The sequence below is a fragment of the Kribbella solani genome (genome assembly GCF_014205295.1).
Lineage (GTDB): Bacteria > Actinomycetota > Actinomycetes > Propionibacteriales > Kribbellaceae > Kribbella > Kribbella solani.
Genome location: NZ_JACHNF010000001.1, coordinates 6,586,409 through 6,613,401, shown reverse-complemented (window position 1 = coordinate 6,613,401; position 26,993 = coordinate 6,586,409). Strand labels below are relative to the sequence as shown.

The 26,993-nt window shown below is 67.1% G+C and carries 26 protein-coding genes and 1 tRNA gene; 10 read left to right on the top strand and 17 right to left on the bottom strand.

Translation table 11 applies throughout. The features are described from left to right. Position 1: 1 nt before the first annotated feature. Entirely contained in the window at positions 2–3,403 is a 3,402-nt protein-coding gene (locus tag HDA44_RS30555) for a phosphodiester glycosidase family protein (protein ID WP_184840339.1), read from the bottom strand. A 228-nt stretch (positions 3,404–3,631) separates the two neighbouring features. On the opposite strand from HDA44_RS30555, the gene HDA44_RS30550 reads away from it, so the two are divergent. Then, the gene (locus HDA44_RS30550) at positions 3,632–6,643 is read left to right on the top strand and encodes a hypothetical protein (protein WP_184840337.1); all 3,012 of its coding nucleotides are present in this window, start codon (positions 3,632–3,634) and stop codon (positions 6,641–6,643) included. A 31-nt stretch (positions 6,644–6,674) separates the two neighbouring features. On the opposite strand, the gene HDA44_RS30545 is transcribed toward HDA44_RS30550, so the two are convergent. From HDA44_RS30545 to HDA44_RS30535, 3 genes are all read right to left on the bottom strand, one after another. Next, complete coding sequence (locus HDA44_RS30545) at positions 6,675–7,628, bottom strand: cytochrome c oxidase assembly protein (protein ID WP_202887644.1); 954 nt, start codon at positions 7,626–7,628, stop codon at positions 6,675–6,677. 262 nt (positions 7,629–7,890) lie between these two features. After that, a complete protein-coding gene (locus HDA44_RS38730; RefSeq protein ID WP_337906600.1) occupies positions 7,891–8,241 on the bottom strand; it encodes a VOC family protein in 351 nt (116 codons plus the stop codon). Positions 8,242–8,817: 576 nt separating this feature from the next. Further along, positions 8,818–9,309 carry a YajQ family cyclic di-GMP-binding protein gene (locus HDA44_RS30535; RefSeq protein WP_184840331.1) on the bottom strand — a complete coding sequence of 164 codons (492 nt, stop codon included), beginning with the start codon at positions 9,307–9,309 and terminating at the stop codon, positions 8,818–8,820. Between the two features lie 82 nt (positions 9,310–9,391). Here HDA44_RS30535 and HDA44_RS30530 point away from each other — a divergent pair. Further along, positions 9,392–9,474: transfer RNA gene (locus tag HDA44_RS30530), tRNA-Tyr, on the top strand. Positions 9,475–9,617: 143 nt separating this feature from the next. Here the strand turns inward: HDA44_RS30530 and HDA44_RS38725 are convergent. From HDA44_RS38725 to HDA44_RS30480, 10 genes are all read right to left on the bottom strand, one after another. Further along, positions 9,618–11,057 carry a tyrosine-type recombinase/integrase gene (locus HDA44_RS38725; protein ID WP_202887643.1) on the bottom strand — a complete coding sequence of 480 codons (1,440 nt, stop codon included), beginning with the start codon at positions 11,055–11,057 and terminating at the stop codon, positions 9,618–9,620. Continuing rightward, entirely contained in the window at positions 11,054–11,254 is a 201-nt protein-coding gene (locus tag HDA44_RS37680; protein ID WP_337906598.1) for a helix-turn-helix transcriptional regulator, read from the bottom strand. The genes HDA44_RS38725 and HDA44_RS37680 overlap by 4 nt, the downstream gene beginning before the upstream one ends. 14 nt (positions 11,255–11,268) lie before the next feature. Continuing rightward, positions 11,269–12,696 (bottom strand): DUF3631 domain-containing protein, encoded by a 1,428-nt coding sequence (locus tag HDA44_RS30515; protein WP_184840327.1) that lies wholly within the window; start codon positions 12,694–12,696, stop codon positions 11,269–11,271. After that, positions 12,693–13,595: a bifunctional DNA primase/polymerase gene (locus HDA44_RS30510; protein WP_337906596.1), complete on the bottom strand. Its 903-nt coding sequence runs from the start codon at positions 13,593–13,595 to the stop codon at positions 12,693–12,695. The genes HDA44_RS30515 and HDA44_RS30510 overlap by 4 nt, the downstream gene beginning before the upstream one ends. Next, on the bottom strand, positions 13,592–13,834 hold the full coding sequence (locus HDA44_RS30505) for a hypothetical protein (RefSeq protein WP_184840324.1): 243 nt from the start codon (positions 13,832–13,834) through the stop codon (positions 13,592–13,594). The genes HDA44_RS30510 and HDA44_RS30505 overlap by 4 nt, the downstream gene beginning before the upstream one ends. Beyond that, complete coding sequence (locus tag HDA44_RS30500; protein WP_184840322.1) at positions 13,834–14,214, bottom strand: hypothetical protein; 381 nt, start codon at positions 14,212–14,214, stop codon at positions 13,834–13,836. The genes HDA44_RS30505 and HDA44_RS30500 overlap by 1 nt, the downstream gene beginning before the upstream one ends. Positions 14,215–14,402: 188 nt before the next feature. Continuing rightward, positions 14,403–16,637 carry a cell division protein FtsK gene (locus HDA44_RS30495; RefSeq protein WP_184840320.1) on the bottom strand — a complete coding sequence of 745 codons (2,235 nt, stop codon included), beginning with the start codon at positions 16,635–16,637 and terminating at the stop codon, positions 14,403–14,405. A 2-nt stretch (positions 16,638–16,639) separates the two neighbouring features. After that, positions 16,640–17,578 (bottom strand): ABC transporter permease, encoded by a 939-nt coding sequence (locus HDA44_RS30490; protein WP_184840318.1) that lies wholly within the window; start codon positions 17,576–17,578, stop codon positions 16,640–16,642. Continuing rightward, on the bottom strand, positions 17,575–18,057 hold the full coding sequence (locus HDA44_RS30485; RefSeq protein WP_184840315.1) for a DUF3307 domain-containing protein: 483 nt from the start codon (positions 18,055–18,057) through the stop codon (positions 17,575–17,577). The genes HDA44_RS30490 and HDA44_RS30485 overlap by 4 nt, the downstream gene beginning before the upstream one ends. Continuing rightward, positions 18,054–18,302, bottom strand: a complete 249-nt coding sequence (locus HDA44_RS30480) for a DUF6284 family protein (protein ID WP_184840313.1) — start codon at positions 18,300–18,302, stop codon at positions 18,054–18,056. The genes HDA44_RS30485 and HDA44_RS30480 overlap by 4 nt, the downstream gene beginning before the upstream one ends. A 156-nt stretch (positions 18,303–18,458) precedes the next feature. On the opposite strand from HDA44_RS30480, the gene HDA44_RS30475 reads away from it, so the two are divergent. Then, positions 18,459–18,845 (top strand): GntR family transcriptional regulator, encoded by a 387-nt coding sequence (locus tag HDA44_RS30475; protein WP_184840311.1) that lies wholly within the window; start codon positions 18,459–18,461, stop codon positions 18,843–18,845. Between the two features lie 191 nt (positions 18,846–19,036). Here the strand turns inward: HDA44_RS30475 and HDA44_RS30470 are convergent, their stop codons facing one another. Continuing rightward, positions 19,037–19,372 (bottom strand): hypothetical protein, encoded by a 336-nt coding sequence (locus HDA44_RS30470; RefSeq protein WP_184840309.1) that lies wholly within the window; start codon positions 19,370–19,372, stop codon positions 19,037–19,039. A 437-nt stretch (positions 19,373–19,809) separates the two neighbouring features. On the opposite strand from HDA44_RS30470, the gene HDA44_RS38285 reads away from it, so the two are divergent. The 5 genes from HDA44_RS38285 (at position 19,810) to HDA44_RS30445 (ending at position 23,822) form a co-directional block, all read left to right on the top strand. Next, the gene (locus tag HDA44_RS38285) at positions 19,810–20,070 is read left to right on the top strand and encodes a helix-turn-helix domain-containing protein (RefSeq protein WP_184840307.1); all 261 of its coding nucleotides are present in this window, start codon (positions 19,810–19,812) and stop codon (positions 20,068–20,070) included. A 175-nt stretch (positions 20,071–20,245) separates the two neighbouring features. Next, positions 20,246–21,535 (top strand): NsdA family TPR-like regulatory protein, encoded by a 1,290-nt coding sequence (locus HDA44_RS30460; RefSeq protein WP_184840305.1) that lies wholly within the window; start codon positions 20,246–20,248, stop codon positions 21,533–21,535. Continuing rightward, on the top strand, positions 21,532–22,104 hold the full coding sequence (locus HDA44_RS30455) for an NUDIX domain-containing protein (RefSeq protein WP_184840303.1): 573 nt from the start codon (positions 21,532–21,534) through the stop codon (positions 22,102–22,104). Before HDA44_RS30460 ends, HDA44_RS30455 begins: the two co-directional genes overlap by 4 nt. Next, positions 22,097–22,489, top strand: coding sequence for a pyrophosphohydrolase domain-containing protein (locus HDA44_RS30450; protein WP_184840301.1), 393 nt, complete (start codon positions 22,097–22,099; stop codon positions 22,487–22,489). Before HDA44_RS30455 ends, HDA44_RS30450 begins: the two co-directional genes overlap by 8 nt. 364 nt (positions 22,490–22,853) lie before the next feature. Next, on the top strand, positions 22,854–23,822 hold the full coding sequence (locus tag HDA44_RS30445) for a phosphotransferase enzyme family protein (protein WP_238352584.1): 969 nt from the start codon (positions 22,854–22,856) through the stop codon (positions 23,820–23,822). A gap of 81 nt (positions 23,823–23,903) precedes the next feature. On the opposite strand, the gene HDA44_RS30440 is transcribed toward HDA44_RS30445, so the two are convergent. Further along, positions 23,904–24,671, bottom strand: a complete 768-nt coding sequence (locus HDA44_RS30440; RefSeq protein ID WP_184840297.1) for an AraC family transcriptional regulator — start codon at positions 24,669–24,671, stop codon at positions 23,904–23,906. Positions 24,672–24,772: 101 nt separating this feature from the next. Between HDA44_RS30440 and HDA44_RS30435 the strand changes: the two genes are divergently transcribed. Both HDA44_RS30435 and HDA44_RS30430 read left to right on the top strand, forming a co-directional pair. Then, complete coding sequence (locus HDA44_RS30435) at positions 24,773–25,642, top strand: phytanoyl-CoA dioxygenase family protein (RefSeq protein ID WP_184840295.1); 870 nt, start codon at positions 24,773–24,775, stop codon at positions 25,640–25,642. Next, a complete protein-coding gene (locus HDA44_RS30430; protein WP_202887639.1) occupies positions 25,639–25,947 on the top strand; it encodes a hypothetical protein in 309 nt (102 codons plus the stop codon). The genes HDA44_RS30435 and HDA44_RS30430 overlap by 4 nt, the downstream gene beginning before the upstream one ends. A gap of 10 nt (positions 25,948–25,957) precedes the next feature. Here the strand turns inward: HDA44_RS30430 and HDA44_RS30425 are convergent, their stop codons facing one another. Further along, positions 25,958–26,971: a lactonase family protein gene (locus tag HDA44_RS30425; protein WP_184840293.1), complete on the bottom strand. Its 1,014-nt coding sequence runs from the start codon at positions 26,969–26,971 to the stop codon at positions 25,958–25,960. Positions 26,972–26,993: the final 22 nt, after the last annotated feature.

The following is a 26,993-nucleotide window of genomic DNA, read 5'->3' as shown; positions in this document are numbered from 1 at the left end:
GTTACCGCTGGACGCTGATCGTCGCCGAGCCGGTGACCGGCGCCAGCGACGCGCCGCCGGTGTACGGGCGCATCGAATCGTTCGTCACCGACACCGTGACCTTGCCCGGCCGCAGCGCCGTGAGTTTCCGCGTCACCGGATCGAGGACCGCGACCTTGCCGGTCACCCGTGCCGCCAGCACGACCGCCGGTCCCGAACCGATCGCGAGGTTCGGCGAACCACTCCAGTGCACCGAAATCGGGTAGCGCAGCGGCACCACGCGAGTACCGGTTCCGACGCCTTCCGGCTGCACGATTCTGCCGCTGAGCCGCGTGGTCGCACCGATCCGCAACGCAGCGGGCGTGTCGAGCGTGATCGACTGCGCGAACGCCCGGACGTCCGCCTCGAGCCACTGCCCGCCGGCCGGCCGGCGCGCGTCCACCGACCAGTCGACCCAGCCGGTGAAGCCACCACGTTCCGGCGTGCCGTACGGGTTCTTGCCGGACGACGGAAGCACCGCGTACGGCACGCCTTCGACCCGGTGCACGTTCGCGACCTGCGCGTGCGATCCGACCATCGCCGCGCCCTTCCGGGTACTGTTCCGGAAGTTCGTCAGCAGCTTCTCGATCAGCGCGACCTCGTCCCGATCACCGAGCTGACTGGACTTCGTCTCCTCCGGATCGTCCACCGGGTGGTGCGCGAACACCATCACGTTGCGGATCGATCGGTCGGTGGCCGCACTGGCCAGCGCCTGCTTGAGCATCGGCAGCTGATCCCAGGCCGACGTACGCAACGTGCCGAGCGCGCTGGCCAGCAGGACGAACCGCGTACCCTTGTGGTCGAACGTCCGGTACGGCTGCCCGAACTCGTTGGTGAAGTTGGTCAGATCCGACTGGGTGTTGTTCAGCCCGTACGACTCGTGGTTACCCGGCACGTAGTAGCAGGGCAGGGTGCTGCCCTTCGGCGTACTGTTCGGCGCGGGTTCTTTGCCGACCGGAATCAGGTCGCAGCCCGCGTCGGTCAGCACCTTGCGCGCCAGCGAAAGGTCCTGCGGCAGACCGCGATCGGTGATGTCACCGTTGAGCACGACCAGGTCGGGGCGCGTCTTCCGGATCCGGGCCAGCGCCGCGGTCGCGACCTGCGCGAGTGCCGGGTTGTCGGCGGTGAACTGCACATCGGAGAGCGTCGCGAACTTGAACGTCCCGCCGGCCAGGTTTCCGTCCGCCGACACCAGTGGGTCGGCGACCAGGTCCGGACGCGCCGGCAGCTCGATCGCCGTCGGTACGTCGGCCTCGAACCGGTCCAGTACGAACGTACCGGCCTTCTGCTGCGCGACCGCGGTGTTGATTCCCTGGAAGGACGAGATCGAGATCGGGTACACCGTGTTCGCGGGCACCGTCCAGGTGACGTTCTGGTAGTCCGGTCCCGCCCTGAGCCCGGATCCGTACAGTCCCAGGGACTTTCCGTTGCCGTCGAACAGTCCGGCGTAGGTCAGCCCGCTGGGTACGTCGATGCTCGACTTGATCCGCAGCCGGAGCCGCAGCGGCTGTCCGGGTACCTGAATGCGGTTGGCGGCGCCGTTCGCGGAGATCCCGACGTTGCGCATCGCGGGGAAGTCGATGCGCAGACCGTCCGGGTCCGCCGAGCGAGTGGTGGCCGCGGTGCTGTTGTTGTTCCACCGCTGCAGTACGTCGTCGTTGAAGTCGTACACGACCTTGGTCTCGACGCCGACGGTGATCGGCAGCTTCACCACCTGACCGGCGGCCGAGATCGTCAGGATCGTGCCGGCATTCTTCAGCGGCGTGATCTTCAGCTTGCCGCCCGCGGCCTGGATGTCGACGACGCCGTGGTCGTAGTCCAGCTTCAGGTCCCGCGGGTCGATCGGCGCGGTGTAACCCTGGCCGTCGCGACCGGTGACCGCGACATTCACCGCGTTGGCAGGCGTTGCCTCGGACAACGACAGCCGGGTGTTCGACAGCTCGAGCGCGGCGAGCGGCCCGAGTACGTCGACCCGCTGCACCTTCTTGATCCGGCCGACCTGCGCGGTCACCGTGATCGGTCCACGACCGCCGGCGGTCAGCGTGCCGTACTTGATGTTGCCGCCGTTGGCCTTCCAGACCAGCTTCTTCGGGTCGATCGCGGCCGGTGTCAGGTGGTTGTCGACCGCCTTCGCGGTCAACATGCGGTGCATGCCCGGGAAGACTTTCAGGCCGCCGTCCGCGGCCGCGTCGCCGCTCAGCAGCAGCTCGTGTACCTTGCCGTCGCCAGGGCTGACGAAGACGCCGACGCCGTTCGGGTCGTTGCGCTCCTGGCCGTCCGACGGATTGTTGCGGACCGTCGCGCCGTCCGCGCCGAGGGCCCGCGCGACCATCGTCGTCGAGCCGCCACCGTCCAGATTGACGGCGGTCTCGATGCCACGATCGGCCAGGTCCTGGGCCTCGCGGTCGATCCCGACGCCGCCCTTCCCGGTGCCGCCCAGTCCGTCCCAGGTCGCGAGCACGAGCATACGGCCGCCGTTCTTGAAGCCGAGCGCGGTCCGCGGCGCGATCGACCGGTCGAGGCCAGGTACGACCTGTCCGTTGCGAACGATCGTGCCGCCCTGACCGAGCGCGAACTTCATCGACTTGGCCGCGTTGTCCGCGAGCTCGTAGTGCAACGTGACCGCGTCGCCTGGCTGCAACGCCCGCAGCGCAGCGGCGGCCTCGTCGCGGCCGACGAGATAAAAGCCGTCCGCCGGAATCGGGCCGGAACCGGCGGGACCGGTCGGCGTCACCGACACGACCTTGTTGTGCTGGACCAGCACCTCGGCGACGTCGGCGGTCCCGAAACCGCGGTTGCGGCTGTACTCGCCCCAGATCGGGGTGTACGCGACCAGCCCGTTCGCCGGCACGCCACCGCCGTTGGCCGCGTTGATCGTCAGCACCTTGTGGTCGGCGCCCGCGAACGTCGCGGTCGAGTCGACGGCCAGGTCGACCAGTTGCGCGATCCCGTCCTTGCTCACCCCGACGTGCTGCCGGCCGCTGGCATCCGCGGTCTTGAGCAGCTGACCGTTCTGCACTTCGCCGCCGAGCGCGGCGTTGCTGTTGCCGATGTCGAAGAACTCACCGTTGACGCCGGCAACCGCGCCGGCCTTGTTCGCGGCCACGCTGAGCGGACCACCCGACGCGACCGGACCAGCCGTCAACAGGTCGGTACTGACTGCCTTGTCGGCCAGATCGATGGTGAGGTACTGCGCGTCGACCCAGCCGCGCTGGTCGACGGTCTTCACGTGATTGAGGGAGATGCCTGGACCGACTTTCTCGGTCGTGTCGACCAGAGCTAGACCGGAGACCGGGTGATCGTCGGCGTACCCGACGGCCGGCAGCGACCACAGGGTCGCGGCGGCCGCGACGGCCGCGATCCCCGTCGTCAAACGATGTTTCATCGTCGACCTGTGCTTTCTGAACGAGCCGGGCCGGGCAGCACCCGGCCCCGGCCGCACCGCGCTCGAGGCGGCGCAACCACTCACCGTTCCCTGACCCGACAACGTCTTGGTGAACCGCTGACGACGCGGTCCGGTCGGACGGTGTACATCTTACCTGTTACTGCTTTAGGTTAGGCTTGGCTAACTTGTCAATGAGTGTTGGAGGGCGGACAGATAGTTGCCGAGTGGATGCGGCCCCGGACCGCGCGTTTCCGTCCCGGCTGGATCCTGGTCAGCACCGAATCCGCCCGGTTGCTGAGTGACCCGAGTCAGCTCGCCGTCGACCTGACCGAGGTACAGGACGAAGGCAACGGCGTCTACTTGATGGATGCCGGCGCGTACCGCCTGATCAAACGCGTCGCGCCGCTGCCTGCCGGGGTGAACGCCGAACATTCGCTCGACCTCACCGACGAGGACAACGGCGTACCGGTCGTGGTCCTCACCCTCTCCGACCGGCTGCCCGAGAACGAGATCGCCCCGATCCTCGCCCACTCCCTCGCCGAGTCCGCCGCCACCGTACGCGCGCTGGCTGGGGCCACCACCGGAAATGCCGCGGCCGATCGAGTGTTCGGTCCGGCTGGCACCCCCGATGTAGATGCTGTCTTGCGACCGAGCGACCACGGATTGCGCGCCGAGCTGCGGCAGCGGGGGCGGATGGCTGAGCGGGGTTCAGTGTCGGCAGCCAGAGGCGTACACAAGAAGATCCGGCAGTTGGCGCTGACCATGGGTGTTGCTGACGAGCAGCCGAACGCCGAGCTGCGGCGCACCCTGCTGACCACCGACGAGCTCGCGATCCTCGACCGCGCCAAGAACCAGACCCGCCCGCTGGAGGACCGCGCCGACCCGCTCGGCTACTTCGGCCGCTCGGTCGGCAGCTCCGGCGTCTCGTCCGTACTGATGGGCACCGCCGCGGCCGCCTTCACCGGCAACCCACTCGTCGGCGTCGGCATCGCGGTCCCGACCATCGTCAACGCCGCCGTCGGTTCGTTCACCGAACGCCGCCTGGACCGCCAACGCATCGACGGCCGCCGCCCGGCGTACGACGCCGAACGCAAGATCCGCGAACAAGACCACCCCGGCCTCCCCGGCCTACTCGACACCCCACCACCGACCCCTTCTTCTGCCCTCTCCACCTCCCCTTCTCTCCCTCCTTCTCCTTCTCCTGCCCTCTCCACCTCCTCTTCTCTTCCTTCTTCTCCTGCCAAGAAGTTGCCTATGGCAACCGCATGGCGGAACTACGTCACCCGCCACACGGTGCCGACTCTCGCCACGGCCGCCGTCGCCGGCGCGCTCACCCCGCTCGGCGTACCAGCCATGTCCACCGCGATGGTGATCGCATCCTCCGCCCTCGCCAAGTCGCTCGCCGAACGCCTGGTGGACAAGAAAAAACTCGAGTTCCGCCTCAAGCGCCTGGACGCCACCGAGCGCGTACGCCTGGCCGACCCGGACCTGTACGTCAGCCGCATCGCCGCCGAATTCACCGACCTCCAGCGCCGGCTCGACCAACTCTCCCCGAACCACCAAGGAACCCCGGGTACGGGTACGCCCGGCGCACCTGATCTCGCGGACGTTCCGGGCGCGCCACCGTACACGGTCAGCCTGTCTTCGCAGCTGATCGAGAACATCTCGGGTACCGCGCGGCGCGCGTTCGTCGGCGGCAGTTCCAAGCCGAGCGCCAACCCGACCCCGGTCGCCGAGCACCTCAGCCCGCAAGTCCAGAGCCTGCTCAGCGCCGCCGGCCCCGGCCTGCTCGGCGCGGTCACCGGAGCGATGGGCGACCAGTACTTCCTGAACCGGGACGAAATCGCCCGCGACGCCGCCAAACTCTGGCTCCGCGGCCACCAGGAAGCCGCCCAGGCAGCCGCGCTCGCCGGCGTACTGGAACCACGTCTGCGCGCTTTTCGAGACTTCACCAACCACCTGGAAACGCTGACCGGCACACCACCGAACCAACCGTCCGGGCGAGAGCCGACCGCCGAGACCACCGGTCATGGGACTGCCGGTCATGAGCCCGGTCGTCAGCCTGGCCGTGAGCCCGGTCGTGAGCTGCCGGCGGTTACCGCTCCGCCGGTTGGGGCGCGGCCGTTGGCGCGCGCTGGGTGGTCGGCGTACGCGGTTCAGGCCGCGGCCGGATCGCTCGGTGGAGTTGCTGGAGCGGTCGGCCTGGGTTTGGTCGTCGACATCCCCGATCTCGCCCTCGTACTGACCGCCGCCGGCGCGACCGGGACGATCAGCGCGACCCCGGCCGCACGCTTCCTCTTCCGCCGCCACGAACTCCGCGTTCACGAGGCCCTGGAGACCAACAAGGCTTTCAAAGCAGTCAATCAGACCGAACTCCGCAAGCAGCGCGCCGTCGCGCGGTACCTCCTGGCGCAACTCTCCATCCAGGCCGAAGCGATCGTCGAACACAGCGCGCCGCGCCCGGCGACAGACCCGCCGGCGGAAACGTCGCCGAGGTACACCGATCACGTCCGCGCCGCCGTACGCCAGGCTGAGCTCGACCACGCTTCCGAAACGCCTGTCCCCGAACGAATCCACGCACTCGAACGAGTCGACCACTGGGCCGCCCAGGTCGACAGCTCGGCCGGACTACCCGCGGCACGCCAGGAACTCCGGTCCGCGATCGAGCAGTACGAATCCATTGCCGACAGCAACGGTGTACGCAAGCACTTCCCCGACCTCGGCGCCGTCGACCCCGCCGACGGCCGACGAGTCACCGGAGGCATCACCGGTCAGGTACGCGCCGGTACCGCCCTGGCCATCCGTCGCCTGGCCGTCGAACCCGGCGCCAAACCGCAGCTCCTCGAACGCCTGATCGCGTTGGAGAAACTCGACCAGGCCGCGAACGCGAGTGATCATCACGCGGTTCACGGTACGGAGGAGTCGCGCGCGTACGTACAGGAGAAGTTCGATCAGGCGCTCGCGGAGGCCGATCAGATGTGGCGGGATTGCGGCGTACCTCAGGGGCTGGTCCTGCCCGCACTGTCGAACACGCCACCGGAACCCGCGCTGGACGAGGACGACAAACTCCGCCGAATGGTCCACCAGCTACTACACCACCAGGACCGCACCCAGGGCCTTGCAGAGCACGGTTCCACAGCTCACGACACCCCCACACCGGACGCCTCGACCAGCCCCACAAACCACGCCGCGGGAAACAACACCCCGCGACGCAAACCCGACGAGCGCCACAACCGCTAGCCCCAGCCATTGACCTGTCGGCCGGCTGGGGTCAGTCGTCCGGGTGGTCGCGGCGTGGGCGGAATCTGTCGGCGAGCTGACCCGGTTCGGTTTCCCACCACGGGCGCATCAGCTCGGGCTCGCGTTCGCCGGCCGCGACCCGTTCGGCGACGACCTGGTCGAGCCGCCGGTCCACCGCCGCGGCCTCGGCCCGGTCGGCGCGTACCCAGCTGACGAGCTGACCGGCCAGGAACGGCAACCCGACCATCTCGGCGAGCGTCAGCATGATGCCGCCACCCAGCCGCTGATCCTGATGCGGCGTCGGCCCCCACCCGTGCCGTACGGACAGGTAGTAGCCGGCCGCGAGTACACCCGGACTGGTCATGATCAGAATCCCCGGCAGTGCATCCAGCAGCCCGTCCAGGAACCCGATCGCCACCCGCACCGGCGGCGTACACCACTCAGGCAACGATTCACCACCCAGCATTGGCCAGAAGAACAGGCACCCAACCAGTACAAGCTGTAGCCGCAGGAGCTCGTGCAGCACGTCGTTCTGCAGTACTGCGAGGTAGTACGGAGTGAAATACACCAGCGGCAACAGCGCCGCGCCTAGCAACGAGCTGACGGCAGGAAAGGTCAGTACGCGCAACCAGCGCGCCGACCCGACCGATGGAAAGTTCAGCGCGATCAGCTGCATCGGACCGCCGAACGCCAGCAGCACGGGTGTCAGCGCCAGTAGCAGCACGTTCTGCACTGCGTACGGCCAGAAGAGCACGCGGTCGTACGCACCGAGGAACGACATAGTCAGCACAACCACACTGCCCAGTCCGCCGACGAAGAACACCGCCGTGCGCCACACCGGCCAGCTACCACCGCGCTGCACTGCCCGGCGTACGCCCAGCAGGTACACGCCCCCAACCACCAGCACCCCAACGAGCACCGGCACATCCAGCGTCCAAGCCCCCAACGCCCGCCCAACCGTCAAGGGCTCCAAGTCACCCTGCATGGCCGCCTCCATCCGCCATACACCGCAGCCACCCCCACGCTAGACCCCCCCCCACCTGACGTACCTAAGCACGGGTAGTGGTCCCGCCACGGGCCCCAACTCACCGCTCAGACGCCGGATCCCCCGACCACCGCCCGCCCATCGGTTCACGCCAGCGCTCCAGCTTCACCCTGCACCGCCCGACCAGACGACCCTTCGGCTTCAGCTACCCCGCGTGCTTAGCTCCAGCGACCCATCAGCTCCGCCTGACCGACCTGCGCCTTCAGCTGTCCCGCCCCTGCCAGGTCGTCACGCAGGCCTCGTTCCCCTCGCGGTCGGCCAGCACCCAGAACGCCGGCGCCCGCTCCGCGGACACCAGGTGACCCCCAGCCGCCAGCGCACCCTCCACCCGCCGCTCGGCCTCATCGTGCGGAACACAAACATCGAAATGAATCCGATTCCGCTGCGGCCGCTCCCGATCCATCTGCTGGAACCACACCGCCGGCCCCTGCCCGACCGGATCAACCAGCGGGTCCTCCGATCCATCAGCCCCCGCCTCATCCGCGTACCCCAGCACCGCCTTCCAGAACGGCCGCACCCCGGCAATATCCATCGCGTCAATCGCGATCTCCACCACCTGAACCGACCGCCCCGCCCCCACCCCAATCTCCGGCCCCAGCACCAACCCGGCCTTCGCCACCACCCCAGAAATCAAACGCGCAAGCTCAACATCCCGCTCGGTAACCCACGCCCGCTCCACCGACTGCAACGTGAACACGACCCGATCCCCCCGAACATCAACCCGAAGATGCCCGCCCGCATCCTCCCCACAAGCAGCCACCACCTCCACCACCAACCGAGCCCCCCGCTCCAACGCCCCCACCACCACAACCCCCTGCAAACTCCCCAACAAGAACCGCCACCCGTCCCCCTCCACAGCCCCCGAAGCTTCCCGCCGCCCCAACACCCGTCCCATCCCCCCATCCTCCCAGTCCAACCCCCGAACAAAGCGAACACGCAGAGAGCGCCCCCGCCCACGCCAAGCAACACGCAGCCCCACCAAACAACAAAGGCGAGGCGGTCAGCGCGTACACCGCGCAACACACCTCGCCCATCGCCGTAGTGGCGTGTACCGGGTCCGAACCGTTGGTTCGCCAAGCAGATGGTGGTAGCTGGCGAACCCTTCGGCCCCGGCCCCGACGGCCACTGGTCAGCGGTAGTTCACGAACTGCACCGCGAAGTCGTAGTCCTGCCCCTTGACCAGCGACTGGACCGCCTGCAGGTCGTCCCGGCTCTTGCTGGACACCCGCAGCTCGTCCCCCTGGATCTGCGCCTTCACGCTCTTCGGCCCCTCGTCGCGGATCAGCTTGGAGATCTTCTTCGCGTTCTCCTGCGTGATCCCGGCGTCGATCGTCGCTGTGATCTTGTACACCTTCCCGGACAGCTTCGGCTCGTCCGCGTCCAGCCCCTTGAGCGAGATCTGCCGCTTCACCAGCTTGTCCTTGAACACGTCGAGTACGGCGCTCACCCGCTCCTCGGTGTTCGCCTGCATCTCGATCGACTCACCGGACCACTTCAGGCCCGCATCCACGTTCTTGAAGTCGAACCGCTGGCTGATCTCCTTCGCCGCCTGGTTCACGGCGTTGTCCACCTCCTGACGGTCAACCTTGTTCACGATGTCGAAGGAGGACTCCGAAGCCATGGGCACTACCTTTCCGATTTGCTGTCAGGGCCACTACCTGTTGTATCGTCTCCCACGCCGGTTCACGAACCAGCACCACCCTGGCGGGTTGCCCGAGCGGCCAAAGGGAGCAGACTGTAAATCTGTCGGCTTATGCCTACGCAGGTTCGAACCCTGCACCCGCCACCGGTTGGTAGTAAGGCTGAAAATGGCCCCTGACCTGCGGAAACGCAGCTCAGGGGCCATCTTCATGTTGAGTGCCGGTGTCCGAGAGTGTCCGGCCAGCTACGGCGATCTACGGCCACTCGTCCCGAATACGTCCCAAAGTCTCAGGCGACGATCACGATGCGCAGGCCCAATGCTGACTCGATCCGCCTGAGGGCGGCTTCCTCCTGCCCGTCGATACATCCGGCATAGACCTGCAGCAAGACCTTGACGCTGTGTCCCGCCCACACCGCGACGAGCGTCGCCGGAACTCCGGCGTTGAGTTGGAGGCTGACACCGGCGTGCCGGAGGTCGTAGGGGCGGCGGGCCAGCAGCGAGCGGAACTGGTGTTCGGTCAGAGCCTTTTTGCGCGCCTTGGCCCAGGTCCGAGAAAGCGTGTTCGGATGAACCGGGTTGCAGTACGCCCGCAGAGGGACTCGCCCGAAGCGACCGACACGAGTCACAAACAGCCGTCCATCGGGGCCGGTGCCATGCACCTCCAAGTGCCGTCTCAGGATGGCTACCAGCTCCGGGCAGATCGGTACTCGTCGCGTGCTGTTCTTGGCGCGGTGCTTCAGCGGCCGTTCCTCCCGCACCTCGCCAGTGTCGCTCCATGTCTGCCCGGTTTGCTGGGTCGAGCCGTCCAGCAGCATTTCACCCCAGCCCTCTTCGGGCAGCCTCAGGAGGTGTGGCTTGGCAAGGTGGCGGACCTCTGCCGGCCGCATGGCTGCGTAGTACATGCAGGCGTAGTACGCCTCAAGCGATGGGTAGATCTCGCGAACGGCCGCCAACAACGACCGGACCTGTTCTGGGTTGGCCAGGACACGAGGATCTACCTTCTCTTCGTGCTTCGGCGCGGTCCAGCTAACGGTTTCGAACGGATGACGTTGAAGCAGCTTCAGTTCGACTGCGTACTTCATCGCACCGTGCAACGTTGCGCGGCGCCGGGTAATCGTGCTCGCCGCCGCTGCTTTGCCGTCCTGCCGAAGGGCCAGCTTGTCGAGAACACTGCGCACGACCTCGGCGTCGTCGAATTGCGACAGCTCTACCGTGCCGGTCAGTAGCCACTCAATCGTCTTGGCAATCCGAGCGGGCGGCTCGGCTTGATCGACCGGCAATTCCTTTCGGGCGGACTTGCTGAATGCCCAACCGTGTAGTGCTACGCGGATCTCATCATCAGACGGACGACCCCTTTGGTCGGTCAGCAATGCGAGGGTGGCCTGCGTCAGCGTCTCCGAGATGCCCCGCCGGTGGCCGGGGGAGATGTGGGGCCACTTGACGTCTACGTACTGGCACGCGTGCTGGAACCACTTACGGCTGTACAGCTTCCTCGCCATCGGCGCGGGTAGGCCGCTCTTCTTGTCGAAAGGAACCCCCTCCCGTGCCGCCGCGATGAGGGTTGCTTCGAACGATCGCGCGAGCTTCACGTGAGTGAAGCTCTCCCCGAATCGCTCTCCGGCAACTACCCAGCGCGGGCGGTACGTGGTCTTCGTCTTCCCCTTGTACACCTCCATCTTGTGGAAGCGCACGTCATACGTGAGATCCATCTTGTGGTCGTCGGTCACGCTGCCTCCTGCAAGGAATCGAGCCAGTTTTCGAGATCGGTACGACGAATGCGCAGCTCACCGTTGGGGAGCTTGATGCAGCGCGGCGCTTTCCTGGCTTGGCGCCAGTCGTAGAAGGTCGAGCGGGCCACGCCCAGCTCAGCGCAGAGTTCTGCGATGGTCAGGTGCGCCCGATGGATCGGGGCTGTCTTGCTCACGTCTGCGGTCTCCTTCATGCGGTCTCGCAGGTCGAGTGGGTGTGCGTTCCGTCGTCGTGCGACATGGGCTGTCGGCAACGAATGCAGACGGCTGCTCCGGGTTCATGCGGGGAAGCCGTCCCAGCCGTCCCAGGCGTCCCTTCGCAGGTCAGGTGCGGGACGGCTTGGGTGGGTGGGACGGCTTGAGCCGTCCCGGGGGTGGAAGCCGTCCCCGGCGTGACCTGCATTGGGACGGCTGGTACGGCTGGGACGGCTTGTCCTGTGCCGGTGTCGTCGGCAGTGCCGGCGGTGGTGGTTTGGGGTTCGGGGCAGTAGCGGTTCCAGGCGTCGGTGAAGGCGTGGCGGTGGTAGCCCTTGGCTTGTCCGGTGGGGAACCGGATGTTGCCGCTGCGGATCTCGAATTCGCGCAGCAGCATGCCGAGCTTCATCGGTGACAGCCCACCCGATCCGAGCGTCGCCCAGGGTGCTTCGTCGTCGGCGAGCAGCCGCTGCAGCAGATCAGCGGTGGGCAGGGCGTCGGCGTCGCGGAACGCGGTCCGGCAGTCGGTCAGGAGCCGTACCGACAGTGGTTCTTCGGCGGAGTCTTCGTGTTCGGCCAGCAGGGTCAGTGCGGCTTGCCGGGCGTCGGCGGGCCAGTGGCCTCCGGCGAGGTCGGCGACGGCGATGAGGGGTTCCCAGGTGTCGGCGGCGCGGTCTTCGAGTGGCATGGCGGGCATGGCGTCGCCCAGCTCGTCTACGTGCGCGGTGAGCCATTCGTGCAGCCGGTAGCCGATCAGGGCCAGTGCGGGGCCGTCACGGCGGACGCGGTAGGGCTGGACGGTTTCACCGGCGGCGCGGCGCCGCATCCGGATCACAGCGGCCCGGTCTTCGATGGTGTCGGGCATCGCGCCGATCCCTGCCAGAGCAGCCATAGCGAACGTCTCGTGGCTTTCCAAGCGGTTCAGCCCCGCGTTGTACCGCTTGGTGGGTCGGCCGCGCTGGTGACCGGCGTTGAGCAGGCCGCGCAGGTCTTCGTGGTCGCCTGCCTTGGGCCCAAAGATCGTGTCGGCCTCATCGAGCAGCAGCGTGGGCGGGTCTTCCGGGTTGAGTCCGATCGACCGGTACACAGCCGCTGGGGAGGCGTTGGCGGTCATCATCGGCTGGTGACACATGGCCTCGACCATGTCGAGCAGCCGCGATTTCCCGCACCGGCGTTGCGGTGCCCGGATGACCAGCCGTGCCGCGCAGTTCCACGCATCCATCGCGTGGGTCGCGGCGATCCACAGCACCACGGCAGTCAGCGCGGCCGGGCTAGGAAGGATCACGTACCGGGTGATCGTGGCGGCCACGTCGTCCAGCAACTCCGCACCGTTGACTCGCTCCCGTACAGCATCGGCGGCGGTGGCAGCCGTCGTGCTTCCTGCGGTGTTGGTGGAGCTGGTGGTGTCGGTTGGGGTGGTCATGCGGCGATCCCTTCGTCACGGAAGCCGCCGGTGATAGCGGCTTGGATGTCGCGTGCGGTTTGGTCGGCTTGCTGCCCCACAGCGGTCAGTGCGGCGATCGCGTCGGCTGGCGTGACGGCTCCAGCGGCGACCATCCGTGCAACGCCTCTGGCGGCGCCGTAGAGGGTGGTTCGGCGCTTCCCCTTGCCTGCTCTGCGTACGGCGTCCAGGTGGGCGTCTAGCAGCCGTTCAGGGTGGGAGATGCCCCCGCTCCCGGTCGTGGAGGTGGTCCGGATCGGCCCGGTCGGGTGGGTGGGTGTTTCGGCCGGCGGGGGCGGGAGACAGGCGTGGATCAGCGCGGGGGGCATCTCGTGCGGTTCGCCCAGGCCTGCTCCCCACTGGTAGGGCTGGTGGGTGCGGTGGTGGATCGACGGCGGCAGCACGACGTACCCGCCATCGGCCTTGATGTCGATCCCGGCACGGCCCGGCATCGGCCGCGACCCGATCTCCTGTCCGGGGTGCCGGTAGTACAGGTGCACCCCACCCGACCCGGTCCGAACCCACAACGTGCGCGGCACGAGCTGGTGTGCCACCAGTTCGGCCAGGCTGGGCCAGCCACCGTGGGCGGGGTCCACGTCGACCACCACCAGCCCGGACCCTCCGCGCGATACCGCGCCGGTGCGGACGGCGAGCTGCCCGGCCGGGACAGCAGCCACAATCGCCGTGATGCGGTCGGGGTCGGTGGTGGCGGCGTAGAACCCGTGGCAGGTCAGGTGCCCACAGGAGCCCGGCTCGTGCGCCTGGTCGCGGCAGTCGTTGCAGTTGGCAACCGGCCGCTTGGAGCGTCCGAGCATGAACACCGGCCAACCGCGTACTGCCGCCTCCAACGCGGCAGCCTGGACCGTTTCCAGGCCGTTCACTGGGCACCCCATTGGTCACCGGTCTTGGCGTGCTTCCACTTAGCGCGGGAGGTGCAGGCGGTGTGGGTGGCACCGTCGCCGTCGCGGAACTTCACCCACCAGCACGGCCGGAACTGCGGCTTGCCGTTCACCAGGACCCGATCGACCCGGTAGCCCTTATCCACCACGGTTCCCGTGGCACAACCGGCAGTCAGGCTGAGCAGGACAGCCGCGACGACGGCTGCCACCAGGCCGCGCATCACTTGCCGCCCTTGCTGGTCGAGTTCTGCCCGGCGCCCCGGACGGCGCGTAGGTGGTTGATGAAGTGGCGTCCGGTCCGGACCCGTAGCCCGGACCCGTCGCACTTGCCGCAGTGCCGGAACGCTTTGCCGATCGGGGCTTTGAACTTGCCGACGCCTTTGCAGCGGTGGCACTTGCCGAACGGCCAGATCAGGCAGGTGAGCAGGTAGAACCCGACCACGGCGGTCACGATCAGTAGGACCGTGGCGGCCAGGGCGGCGGTGTGGATCGTGGTGTGGATGGTGGCGGTGAGGGTAGCGGCAGCGTCGATCTGCCCGCTACCCAGGTCGCTACGGTGGGTAGTTGTGATGTGGGTGGCGGTAGCGGCGTGGGACAGCACGGGGAGCCTCCAACGGGCTGTTTTTGGGCGTGAGGGACCGTGGCCGCGACCCGCTACCTGCGGATATACGGCCTGGTGGTGGTCGGGTTGCGGGGTAGCGGGACGGGTAGCGCAGCCGCTACCGGTAGCGGCGGGGCCGCTACCTCATCCGTCCCGCACCCTCAGTTGATTTGGTTACGCTCCGTAGATCAGTTGGTCTTGTCGCGGCGGGCCATCGCGGCCCGGATGTCGGCGGCCTTGACGCCCTTGCGGGTGGCCCCGTCGCGCTTCACGTTCACGCTCGGGACGCCCAGCGCGCGGGCCTGCGCGGAGATCGCCTCCGGCGTGGTGCCGTCGTACTGCTCCGGCATCCGCTCCCCCAGCCGCCCGGCGACCGTGTCCCAGTGCGCGGCGTTGTCCGCGTCCAGAACGGTCAGCAGGTCAGCCAGCACGTCACGGGTTGCCCGCTCGATCTCCTCCCCGGCTGCCTCGCCGGTGAGGGTGCCGAGCTGTTCGCGGTGCTTGCGGGCGGCGGTGGTGATCTTGTCCGCGTCGGCCGCATCGGCCAGGAACGACCTGACGGTTGGTGTGTTGTCGGTGACGCCGTACAGGTAGCCGACACCCCGGTACTCGTCGCCCACTGGGAGGGCGGCGGCGTCGAAGCCTTCGGCGTAGGCGTCGCCGCCAAGCACGGCTTCGGACACGATCCGGTTGCCGCACTTGAGCGCGAACCGTGCCGAGTGGTTGTCGCGGTACCGGTTGAACAGGCGGCCCACGTCACCCGCTCCGACCCCGGACGGCTTCTGCGAGCTGGACTCGATGATCACCCCAGCGCTCGGTCCCACGGCCTGGATGCGGGAGAGCTTGGCGGCGATCTCCTTGTTCACCGCCTGGTCCTCGGTCTCGAAGTAGACCTGGAACTCTTCCATCACCAGCACCAGGACCCGCAGGTCCGGGTAGCGGGGGTCGCGGGCGAGTTCCTTGGTCAGCTTCCCGTCCGGGCACATCGTCACCGGCAGCGTGGTCAAGATGCTGTTGACACGGTCGATGTGGGCCAGGACCTCGTCCAGGATCGCTTGCAGGTGCTCGACCGGGTTGTCATCGTTCGGGTTCGGGTGCGTCCCGAACACGGTCCGGTGCGCGATCTTCTTGAACGACAACCAGTCCGGCGAGTTCTTGCCGTCGACAACGATCAGCTTCACCCACGGGTCCAGCGCCGCATGCAAGGCGACGAGCCGGGCGAAGAACGTCTTGCCCTTACGCGGCTGCGCACCGACCAGCAGCGAGTTCCACATCAGCGACAACGTCACCAAGCTGTCGCGCTCGTCCTTGCCGAGCTTCACCGGCTCCCAAATCGAGCGCGGCTTACAGTCCAGCATGTCCGTGCGGCCCACCGGGACGGCCAGCGGGTCGCGGTCGGACACGAACAGCGTGTGCCGCCTGGAGCTGGTCTTGTCCGGGGTCAGGAACACCTGGTTCAGGTGCACATCCAGCCCGGACGCGATCTTCTCCCGGACGCCGACCACATCGGACCAGCTCTTGCCATACGGCAGGTCCACCAGGACCTGAGAGCCAGTGTTGCGGGCGTCGCGGGACATGGGCGACCCGAACCGAACCTCCTGGTCAGCCTTGTCCGGCTTGCCGAGCCCCGCCGCGTAGTACGCCCGCAGCACAATGTCCGAGTTCAGTTTCCGGTACCGGGGCGCGACGACAGCGGTACCGAGCACGGTCTGACCTGCAGGCCTGCCGTAGTGCGCCAGCCCGGCAACCGCCGCCGCCGCGACCGCCGCGAGACCAGCGGCCGGAGCCAGGTTCCAGGCGATCGGCAACCCGACCAGCAACCCGAGATTCTGTCCGGTCAGGACCAGACCGCGCCACAGGCGGGTGGCCTTGAGCTGGCGGTGGATCTTCTCCCACTCCTTCAACTCCCCCGCATCGGCCGCCTTCTGCTCCAGCTCGACCGAGTTCGGCACCCACCACCACCGCATCTGCCGACCGACCAGCCGCGACAGACCACGCCCCGCGAACCACCCGAACTTCGTCGCGTACCAGGGGGATCGGACCGCGTGGAACGCCGTCACGTGCCCCGCACGCGCCAGGGCACGGGTCGTGGTCGCGCGCAGGTTCTGCGGGTGCAGATGGGTCGGGATGATCGGCAGCCGCTGGCCGTCCGCGACCGGAACCGCCAGGCCCGGGGTGTCCACCGGCACGATGACCTTGCCCGTGGCCGGGTCGTCGTCGGCGTCGTCCAACGCGACCTCGTACGCGGTGCTCATCGACTCCACCTCGCCCGCCGACAACGGCACCACCATGCCGGCACTTTCGCTCCCGGCCTGCTCCGTGGGCCTGGCATCGTCCTCACGGCGGGCACGGTCAACCCGGTGGGCGTCCAGGTCGATCGGGTCAGGCAGCTCGTTGTTCTGACTGTTCACAGGTTCAGTCATGGTCACTTCTCCCCGTTCTGGATGGGGCGGGCAGGGCGGGCGTGGATCAGGTGAGCCAGCGCGGCGCCCATGCCGAGCACGGCGACGGGCAGGCAGGCAACAACCGTGGTGATCAGCCACGGCGCACGAGTGACGCCAGCGGCCTCCAGCAGGTGGTAAGCGACCTGCCCCAACGCACCCAGCCCGAGCGCCGCCAGAGCGGACCGTTTCGCGAACCGGCGCGCCGTGTCCGGGACCCGGCCGGACAGCCACACCCGCAGCGCAAACGCGGCATACGTCTCCACACCAATCGGGAGCGTGATCGCCGAGTTGATCGTGAAGCCGTCCGCGATCCCCGGCAGCGGATGCACGACCCCGAACCCGGTCAGCTCACCGAGACCAACCCACCCGGACCAGACCGCGACAAACGCGGGCAACGCCAGCAACAACACCGGCCACGACCGCAGCCGGGGCATCTCCTCCCCCGACCCAGCATCGCGCTCAGCACCGGTCTCAGCACCGGTCTCCGGGGTCGCCTCGGACGCCGGAGAGATGCCCTCCGCGCGGTCGAACTCTGCTCCCGCGGGGCCTAGTTCAACCGGCGCGGGAGCGTCGGCCGGAACCAGGTCCGTAGGTGGCGTCACCTGCACGGTCTCCTCCACTACAGGCTCAGGAGCACGTTCCGGAGTGACGATCCCGACAGCGGTCTCGGTGGTGGTCTCGGTGGTTTCGTCTGGGTCCGGCACCGAGTGCAACCGAGTCTCCGACCGGTCCTCGGTCCGCTCGGTGTGCTCGTCGGTCAGGGCGGCGTGGACGGCCTTGGCCTTGTCCTTACCGACCCGCAGATGCTTCATCAGCCGGTTCTGCGACGGGACCTCGCCCAGCTCCGACACCAGCTCACGAGCTGCCGGGATCAGGTCCTCCACCGGCACCGGATACGACGCACGCAACGGAGTACTCATCGCACACCCCCAGACAGCAGCACCGTGACCAGCGCCGCGAAGAACAAGCACAAGTGGTGGAACGACTGATCCAACGCGTACCCGGCGGTGCCGAGTGACGGGTTGTCGTCGTACTCCCGGCCGTCACCGTCGACGCCCAACCGAGGTACACCGAGCTTCAGGAAGTCCCCCTTGCCGAGCCAGCGAGCGAACCGCTCCAGGTGTACCCGGCGGTCGGCCAGGTAGTGGGTCGCTGCCGACAGAACCTGACCGGCCAGGAAGCCGAGCCAGGACAGGTGCAGGTCGAGCACCTGCCAGACCAGCAGGCCGAGCAGGGCTGTGGTGGCGGTGTAGGTGGCGACGTGGCGAAGGCAGGCCAGCCGACCGGCCCAGCCGGGCTTGCCCTTGCACAGGGCCTGGGTGTGGGTCTGAATCCAGTGGTCGCCCACCGTGTGAGCAGCCAGGAGAGCCGCCAGGTATGCGGCGAACGCGGCGGTCATGCCACAACCTCCGATCCCGGCTCGCGGTCGGCCAGCTCCCGGCCGATCTCCAGTACGTGACGCTTGGCCCGCCGAACGCGGCGGGTTTCAAGCTCCGACGCGTGCGGCCCGGCGTTGATGGCCGCGATCTCGGCGTCCAACAAGTCCAGCTCGGCCGCGATCAACGGCCACTCCCGCTCAATCGCAGCCAGATCGGCAGCGGTCGGTTCCTCGCCAGTGACGGCAGACAGGTGGATGATGCTCATTGGGTTGTGCTCCTCTACGCGAATGGATTGGTGCGACCCGGACGCCTCGGCGGTTGCACCCGCCGGGGCGTCGCTTCGATTGCACTAGCGTGCCCTAGGGTTTTGCATCTTGTCAATACACGACCGTGCCCTAGTGCTTTCAGGTACCGTGGACAGGTGGCGATCGATCGAGACAGCGCTCAGCCGCTGCATGCGCAATTGGCGGATGACATCCGCCGCAGAATCCACACGGGCGAGTTCGCTCCTGGTACGAAGCTGCCCGCGCTTCGCGCCCTGACGGCCGAATACGCCGTAGCCGAGATGACGATCCATGCCGCGATCCGTGAGTTGCAGCGAGAGGGATTGGTCATGTCGTCGCGCGGACGAGGCACCTTTGTAAGCAAGCAGGCGACGGTGCCGGCCGCCGAGGCAGGCCCGGGCGAGACCAGCGAAGGCGCGCAGCTCACCGAGTTGCGCAGGATGGTTGAGGACCTCGCGGAGCGAGTGGAATCCCTGGAAGCTCATGCAGACAAGTCAACTGGCGATCAGCCGCCCGGACCATGAACAGCCACCTGCAACTCGTCACGATCGTCTGCAAGTCGTCTGCACATTCCGCAAGTTGGGCTAGAGCCCGATCCCCCGTCCGCCGCGAGCCTTCGCTGCGAAGGGGCGCTAAATGCTGCAGCGCTGATACCTGCGGCCTTGTTGGCGCAGGTATCAGCGCTGCATGAGTGGTGGCGCGGCTGCCGGATTAGTCACGGCGACCCGGAGGGTCGTGACACGCCCTCCGCTGCCCGCCGTTCCGACTCTCGGAGGATTCGCTCCGGAATGTCACTGCCGTTGAACCATGGACGGCGATTCACGTCGACGTACGCCCCTCGGAGCCAATGGCGATGACCAAGCTTGTGGCGCCGCCAAAGCGTGCGATGACAGACAATCGATCCATCTGACCAGGCAGGCACTTTCACGACATGGCCGTTGTCGCCGATGTCGTCGTTCAGAATCCAGCCGTCGCCCTCCGGGGGCTCGTCGGCAAGGCGAGGTTCGTCGCGCAGGGCAAGCCAGTGAGTCACCCCGTACTGCCAGTCCATCAGGTCCTCGGTTGCGTGGATGCACATCAGGGGCCATTCAGACCGTCGGTCGGACGTGCTGCCGCTCGCAGGACTGGCCAGCCGCGATCACTCCTCAGCGGGGTCTGGACTGGGGAAGGTGGGTCGAGTGCGAGTCCGACCAATCGGAGCTTCTCACCTGCCGACCGCGCCGATCCAAGGATCTCCCGGATATTGCGTTGCACCGAGCACGACTCACACTCGTCCCCGTGGGCCGCCGGTCCGCCGCTCGGCCCGCCGAGGCTTCCACCGTCCTGATGACTGTCGGATTGGCCGTAGCTACTTTCTGATGAATTTAGCGTCATGATGTAAGAATAGATGACATCATGTAATTGAGCATGAAATGTGTGTAACTTGAGTTACGTCACGTCATGTCTTTATGCATGACGTGTCCTGCTAGATGCGGGCAGGATCGACACGTGACCCCGGCCGAACTGGACGCGCTGATTGCGGGCAACGTGCGCGCGGCGCGAGCACGCGCCCGGCAACGCCAGGAAGATCTTGCCGACGAGATGGGCTGGCAGCGCGTGACGGTCAGCAATCTGGAAGCCGGTAAGCGTCGAATCACAGTTGCAGACGCCGTGGCACTCTGCGCGGCCTTGAAGATCAGCTTCCGCGAACTGCTCCAGGGCGCACCCGAAGACGTGTTCCAGGCGTTGGATCTCACCGGACCTCAGTGACGACCCGCCGCCGGGGGATAGCTGCGATGCGCATTGGGGCTGAGGTCCCGGCCACTGCCGGCCGTTCGACGTTGCCCGCCTGCGTGCCTTTGGCGGGCTGATGGATCGCCCTTACGTATGGACTCCTGCGGCTGTCCGAGCTCTGCAAGACGCCTTCCAGGTGGTCTTCCCGGCGATGACCGATGAGGCATTCGCGCAGGATGTCTTGAGGATCGCGCCGCGCACCCTCTACAACTGGCGGAACCGGCCGCAGGCCAAGCCACTCAGGCAAGACATGCAGACGGAACTGACCCGCACCCTCAGAGATGCTCCCGAGGCTGTGGCCGACCGATTCCGGGAGATGCGCCCCGCGCCTTCTGCTGTTGGTTCTTCGGCCGACGCGACGCACTCTCGGACTGCCTACCCGTCCGGGCTGCAAGTAGCAGTAACCATCCTGCAGAACCTCGCCGAGCCATCCGCCGGACAGGTCGCGTACCGTCCCGAAGATCTAGCAGCGACTGTGCTCGACTGGCTGACATCTGCTGTAGGGCAGGCGATTGTGAGTGCAGACGGCAGCCGCGTCAGCAGCTCGGACGTTGAGCTGGTGCGAACGATGATCTCAGCGATAGACACGATCGAGCGACGGGCAGGTGGTGCGGAGTGTCGAGCAACCGCCCGTCGGTACCTGCACGACGTTGCATTGCCAATGCTCCAAAGGGAGATCCAAGCGGACACCCGATCGGATCTCTTCTCCGCAGTGGCTGAGCTGTGCGAGATCGTCGGCTGGATGTACTACGACGCCGGACAGCACGGTGCAGGCCAGGCGTACTTCACGCAAGCGCTGCGGCTTGCGCGCGAGGTAGGCGACCACGCGTTGTCGGCGTACCTGATGACGAGCATCACCCACCAAGCACTTCACGTCGGGCAAGCAGGTGCAGCTCTGCGAGTGGCCAAGGCGGCCCGCAATGTTGCCGAGTCGGCAGGCAGTCCGCAGGTCCTGGTAGAGGCTGACCTGTTGCTCGCCCGATCACACGCACGCCTCGGAGCAGTCGGTGAAGCAACCGCCGCGCTCCGTACGGCGGAGCAGTCTTACGAGCAGATCCAGTCAGCGGAGCCTCGTACGTGGGAACCGCAGTGGGATGAAATCATGTTTGCAAGCCACGCGGGGACTTGCTGGAACGACCTGGGCAACACGAAGGAAGCGAGGCGGCATCTCACTCAGGTTTGGGAGGGATCGGGAGACCGGCCGAGGCGCAGAATCTACAGCGCGGCAGAACTCGGAATAGCGGCAACCCGAGAAGGCGAGTTGGAACTCGCATGCCATTACGGCACGGAGATAATCTCCTTGAGCGACAACGTTGATTCAAATCGTGCACAACGACATCTTGAGCGGCTGGCCGCAAAGCTGGAACCGTTCAAGACGACTCATGTTGTCCGAAGCTTCTTCGACCAGAGCGGTCTAAATCCAGAAGGTGTAACCAAATGATCCACCCAAGCCGCGAGGCTGACCTAGCAGCCGAAGGCGAACCGGAGAAGGAATTCAACATCGGCATCGCAGGACGACTGCCGAAGAAGACGACAGCGGGGGGCGCTCTCGTACGCAACAGCGAAGGACTGATCCTCTTCCTTGAAGCGGTCTACAAGCCGACGCTTGAGATCCCCGGCGGGGTCGCTGAATTCGATGAGTCGCCGCTCGACGCAGCCCGCCGCGAAGCGCGCGAGGAAATCGGCATCGATATCGAGATCGGCCCAGCCCTCGTCATCGACTGGATACCCGCTACCGGCGTCTGGCACGACGGCGTCATGTTCATCTTCGACGGCGGCGTTCTGACCGATGAGCAGATTGCGCAGATCACCTTGGATGACACCGAGGCTCGACGGTTCCAGTTCATGACGCTCGATCAGGCCAGCGACCGTATGCGGCCGTCGATGGTCCGCCGCATCGCGTGCGCGCAGGAGGCGCTGCGGCAAGGGGCTCCGATCTACGCGGAGTTCGGGCGAGTCCCTGACAACAAGGCGGCGGGCGCGGCGCCGGTCGACAGCACTCGTGGCTGAATCCCCGGCGCGGCTCGTCCGTGAGTTTCACGAGGCATTCGAGCTAAGGCACCCCGACCGGCCCACGCCACTGCCGGCCGGACTGGCCGCCGCCCGCCAACGGATTCTCGATGAGGAGGTACGCGAGGTTGCCGAAGCCGCCCAAGGCGGCAACCTCGTTGAAATCGCCCACGAGCTGGCAGACGTGGTCTACGCGGCATACGGAACAGCGATCAGCTACGGCATCGACCTTGACGCCGTCCTCGCCGAGATCCACAAGGCGAACATGACCAAGCTCGATGCCAACGGCAGACCCATCGAGCGGGACGGGAAAGTGCAGAAAAGCGACTTGTACCGCCCGCCCAACATCGCGAGCGTGATCGCGCAGCAGGCGGGAACGGCCTGACACATTCGTTGTCCAGCAGCGGCTGTGAATGGCTGATCCTAAATATCTCCCAAACCGTCGGCCTGTGGTGACGTTTTCGCAGGTCAGGGGCGAGAGTGCATCTCGGCTGTAAATCTGTCGGCTTATGCCTACGCAGGTTCGAACCCTGCACCCGCCACACGTGCGACAAGTGGCCCCTGACCTGCGGAAACGCGAGTCGGGGGCCATTGTCGTTTCTGGAGTTCGGTGTCTGGGGGTGTCCGGCCATGACCCGGCCGAACGCCGGTCACGCGGTCTGTGCCTGGCCGTCACGGGCGTAGAGCTGGAGTGTGGTGCCAGGCGGGTGGGGTGGTAATCGGGTCGCTTGGGGTGTTGGTGGGGCGGCATGCTGGGGGGTGTGGGTGAGACGTTGTTGCGGAAGTGGCTGTTGGGGGATTTTGGGTTGGATGTGGTGGAGGTCACGTCTGTTGGGTACGGGGCGGATGTGGCGGCGCGGGTTTGGAAGGTGGTTACGGGTGCCAATGCGTATGCGGTGAAGTGGAGTGGGGCGGGGACCAACACCGGGCATCAGGTGGCGGCGTACTTGGCTGATTGTGGGGTGCCGGGCGTGCCGGAGATGGTTCGTACGGTTGATGGCGGGCTGTGGAGTGTTCACGCGAAGAAGCGGTTGACGGTGGTGCCGTGGATCGACGGGGTACGGGCGGCTGACAGCGGGCTGTCGGGTGAGCAGTGGGGGGCGTACGGGCGGCTGCTTCGGCGGGTGCATGATGCTGAGTTGCCGGATCGGCTTCGTGAGGCGTTGCCGAAGCAGAGTCACATTGATGCGCGGATGCCGGCGGTGGAGCGGGAGGTGCGTACGCGGCTGGAGGCGCCGGAGGGGGATGTTCAGGAGGAGCTGGCGGGGGTTTGGGCGGAGTACGACAAGGTGATTGCCGATCTGTGCAGGAACCGTCCGCGGGAGCCGTACGGCCCGCGGGTGGTGTGCCACGGCGACCCCCACCTCGGCAACGTCCTGGTCGGACGGAGCGATGCGCGGGGCGCGGGCGGGCAGGAACTGCATCTGATTGATTGGGATGACGTGATTTTGGCACCGCGGGAGCAGGATTTGATGTTCATGCTCGGGGGGATGGGGGCTGTCGGTCCGGCTACGGCTGCTGAGCAGGGCGCCTTTCTGGCTGGGTACGGGCAGCATGAGCTGGATGAAGACGCGGTTCGCTACTACCGGCACGTTCGTGCGTACGAAGACGTCATTGGCTGGTCGCATCAAGCCATCACGGGGCCTGACGAGGCGTACGCGCTCGATGTCACCAAAGGCATCCTCAGCACCGGCCTGGCAGCCCTGGCCACGCGCTGAGCACGCGCTGAGCACGCGCTGAGCACGCGCTGAGCACGCGCTGAGCACGCGAGCAGGGTCGCGCCGAGGCGGACGTGTGTACTAACCCCCGGCGACCGCGTTGCGTACCATCCGAGGTGCGGCGCCGAGTTCGCGGCGGCAGGTCTTGTTGAAGGCCTGCAGGTCCGGGATGCCGACCGAGGCGGCGACAGCCGGAATCGACAAAGTCGAGGACACCAGTAGATGCCGGGCGCGGGTCATGCGGCGGGTGCGGATGTACGCGATCACCGTCTGGCCGGTCTCGGCCTGGAAGAGCCGGGTGAGGTGGTTGTGCGACACCCCGGCCAGCCGCGCCAGAGCGGGCACAGTCAGGGGTTGCGCGAGGTTGGCCTCGATGTGCGCGATCGCGGTGGAGACCGCGGGATGACCGGTTTCCGTGGTCGCCGGAGTCAGGTCGGCGATCCGCCAGAGCGCCGCCCACACCTCGGCCCTGGTGCGGCCGGAACCGGACGGTGACGACTCGACGGCCGACCGGAGCAGGCGTGACAACAGCGGCGCCACGTCCCCGGCGTCCTGGACGACGGGTACGTACGAGGGCTCGCCCGCGACAACAGGCCGGAAATGCGCGTACAAATGTTCCGACCGCCCTCGGTAGTCGAACTGCACCTGGGTCCCGGCCGGCGTCAGCGAGACGTACCCAGGGGCGACCGGGAACGTCGTACCCAGCAGCGTCAGCTCGGCCGAGTAGTTGTAAAGATGCAGCTGCCAGAGGTCCGGCAGCCGGAAGACGTCACGCAGTTTGCGTACGCCGTGGATGCCCGCGCCGGCGTTCACCACTTCCGGCGGGGTCTCCAGATGCAACGCGATCATGGTGAAAAATTACCACCAGTGGTGATCACAACCCACGCATTGGCACGGGAATCGAATCTAGCCTGGAGGAGTAGCGACCACTACTGATCATGGGAGTCTTGATGCCTCAGCCGCATCGGAAACACCTGCTCACCTCGGTCCAAATGGCGCATTTCGTCGCCACCGGCGCGCTCCGGATGGACGCGGTCGTCCCGGACGAAATGAACCAGCAGGCGATCGAGGTCCTGAACAACGGCATCCCCGGAGTTCCGTACGGCACCCCGCTGTCGGAGGCGTTCGTGGACAGCGACTTCGTCCAGCGGCTGGTGCGGCTGCCCGAGGTGGCCGGCGCGATCCACAGCCTGGTCGGTCCGGAGCCGACCGTCGACCACCACGCCGTCCACATCCGCAAGGCGCACGAGGGTGAGGCGCAGAACCTGCACGGCGACGCGATCATCGACGTCCGGACCGACGCGTTCGACGTACAGCTGATGTACTACCCGCAGGACGTCACGCTCGAAATGGGCGGCACCCTGAGCGTCCCGGGCAGCCACCTGCGCAAGACCAACGAGTCCGACACCGGCCGGTACCAGAACCTGCTCGGTCAGACCCGGCTGGTCTGCCCGGCGGGAACCGTTCAGTTCCTGCACCACGGCATCTGGCACGGCGGCCGGAAGAACGACAGCGATCTCGATCGGTACATGTTCAAGATCCGGTTCAACCCGACCGTACGGCAGGTCCGGCTGTGGAACACCGACGACCTGTACGACGAGGCGGTCGCGGCCGAGCTGGAGCAGTCGTTCCCCTGGTACGAGAACGCGACCGGCCGGCTGGAGCGGTACAACCGCATCCTGTTGTGGCGCGCGATCAGCGGCGACGACACCTACGACCCGAACTACTGGGTCACCCGCGTCTCGAACCGCCCGCAGCGCGTGGTGGCCGACCGCGTCAACAACCCGCACGCCGCCGCGAACAAGAAGGAGATGGCATGACCGCCACCGCCGAAACCCCACAGGTCACCGGACCGCTCACCGGGCTGCGGCAGCAGGTGCTGGTGCTGTACCTGGCCTCGTCCGCGCTGGACGCCCGCGTGGTGGGCTGGTCGGCGTACGACGGAACCGGCGGAACGCACCCGACCACAGGTGATTCCGACGTCCCGCCGTACGCGACCGGGCTGGACGCGCTCAAGGACGGCTGGCGGCTGTTCCAGGCGTCGCAGCTGCACCAGCCGTACCCGGGTCACGAGTACGACGTGTCGTTCCTCAAGCACGAGTTCTTCTTCGAAAAGCTCGTCTGAGAGACGTCGTCTAGATCGGCAGGATGCAAACCGGCTTCGGCCAGCTGACCGTGTTGTCCTGAGCGGTCAGCCGGCCGTCGTCGATGCTGAAGACGGCGATCTGGTCGGACTGCTCGTTGGCGGCGTACAGCGTCGGCTCCTCCAGGCTCAACGCGAGGTGCCGCGGCCACCTGCCGCCGGAGCTGATCGTCTGCACCAGCTCGACGCTCAGCCCGTTCGGCGCGACCTGGAAGACCGCGATCGTGTCGTCACCCCGGTTCGACCCGTACAGGAAGCGGCCGTCGGCGGAGATCAGCAGCTCGGCCGGGTAGTTCTCGCCCGGTGAGTCGGCCGGCCGGGTCGACACGGTCTGGACGATCTGCAGCTTCCCGTCGAGGTAGCTGCAGACGGTGAGCGTCGAGTCGAGCTCGTTGATCACGTACGCCGCGATCGCCATCGGGTGGAAGACCAGGTGCCGCGGACCGGCGCCCGGGTGGATGTGCAGCCGATCCACCTCGGTCAGCTGGCCGTCCGCGGTCAGCGTCGACGAGTACACGGTGTCGGTGCCGAGGTCGACGTCGAAGACGTACACGCCCGCCTGATCGAACGTGACCTGGTGGGCGTGTGGTCCGCTCTGCCGGTCCTGGTTCGGCCCGGTGCCCTCGCGCTGGACGAGTGCCGCGCGCTCCCCGAGCGATCCGTCCGCGTTGATCGGGTGTACGGCGACCGAGCCGGAGGTGTAGTTCGCCGTCAGCAGGAACCGCCCGGACGGGTCGATGTCGACGTGGCACGGATGCGCACCGCCGGTCGGCTGGTCGTTCAGCAGCTCCAGACCGCCGTCCGGCTGGATCGCGAGGGCAGTGACCCGGCCCTCGTCCTCCTCGTCGGCGGCATACAGGAACCGGCCGTCGGCGGACCTGACCAGGAACGACGCGTCGGCGACGGTCGCGACCGTCTTCAGCCCGTCCAGCGGCCCGAACGCGATCCCGTCCCCGCCACCGGCCTGACTGGTGTAGCTGCCGACATAGATCCGCTCAGAAGTCATGGGCCCTACCCTGCCAGCTCAC

Bases quoted from the DNA above. Each gene is read 5' to 3' on its own strand.
- HDA44_RS30440 (WP_184840297.1), bottom strand. From the start codon at position 24,671: ATGATCGCGTTGCATCTGGAGACCCCGCCGGAAGTGGTGAACGCCGGC.
- HDA44_RS30505 (WP_184840324.1), bottom strand. From the start codon at position 13,834: ATGCGCGGCCTGGTGGCAGCCGTCGTCGCGGCTGTCCTGCTCAGCCTG.
- HDA44_RS30555 (WP_184840339.1), bottom strand. From the start codon at position 3,403: ATGAAACATCGTTTGACGACGGGGATCGCGGCCGTCGCGGCCGCCGCG.
- HDA44_RS30495 (WP_184840320.1), bottom strand. From the start codon at position 16,637: ATGACTGAACCTGTGAACAGTCAGAACAACGAGCTGCCTGACCCGATC.
- HDA44_RS30535 (WP_184840331.1), bottom strand. From the start codon at position 9,309: ATGGCTTCGGAGTCCTCCTTCGACATCGTGAACAAGGTTGACCGTCAG.
- HDA44_RS30550 (WP_184840337.1), top strand. From the start codon at position 3,632: ATGCGGCCCCGGACCGCGCGTTTCCGTCCCGGCTGGATCCTGGTCAGC.
- HDA44_RS30545 (WP_202887644.1), bottom strand. From the start codon at position 7,628: ATGCAGGGTGACTTGGAGCCCTTGACGGTTGGGCGGGCGTTGGGGGCT.
- HDA44_RS30430 (WP_202887639.1), top strand. From the start codon at position 25,639: ATGACCGCCACCGCCGAAACCCCACAGGTCACCGGACCGCTCACCGGG.
- HDA44_RS30435 (WP_184840295.1), top strand. From the start codon at position 24,773: ATGCCTCAGCCGCATCGGAAACACCTGCTCACCTCGGTCCAAATGGCG.
- HDA44_RS30480 (WP_184840313.1), bottom strand. From the start codon at position 18,302: ATGAGCATCATCCACCTGTCTGCCGTCACTGGCGAGGAACCGACCGCT.
- HDA44_RS30515 (WP_184840327.1), bottom strand. From the start codon at position 12,696: ATGACCACCCCAACCGACACCACCAGCTCCACCAACACCGCAGGAAGC.
- HDA44_RS30445 (WP_238352584.1), top strand. From the start codon at position 22,854: ATGCTGGGGGGTGTGGGTGAGACGTTGTTGCGGAAGTGGCTGTTGGGG.
- HDA44_RS30485 (WP_184840315.1), bottom strand. From the start codon at position 18,057: ATGACCGCCGCGTTCGCCGCATACCTGGCGGCTCTCCTGGCTGCTCAC.
- HDA44_RS30470 (WP_184840309.1), bottom strand. From the start codon at position 19,372: ATGGACTGGCAGTACGGGGTGACTCACTGGCTTGCCCTGCGCGACGAA.
- HDA44_RS30425 (WP_184840293.1), bottom strand. From the start codon at position 26,971: ATGACTTCTGAGCGGATCTATGTCGGCAGCTACACCAGTCAGGCCGGT.
- HDA44_RS30490 (WP_184840318.1), bottom strand. From the start codon at position 17,578: ATGAGTACTCCGTTGCGTGCGTCGTATCCGGTGCCGGTGGAGGACCTG.
- HDA44_RS30455 (WP_184840303.1), top strand. From the start codon at position 21,532: ATGATCCACCCAAGCCGCGAGGCTGACCTAGCAGCCGAAGGCGAACCG.
- HDA44_RS30460 (WP_184840305.1), top strand. From the start codon at position 20,246: ATGACCGATGAGGCATTCGCGCAGGATGTCTTGAGGATCGCGCCGCGC.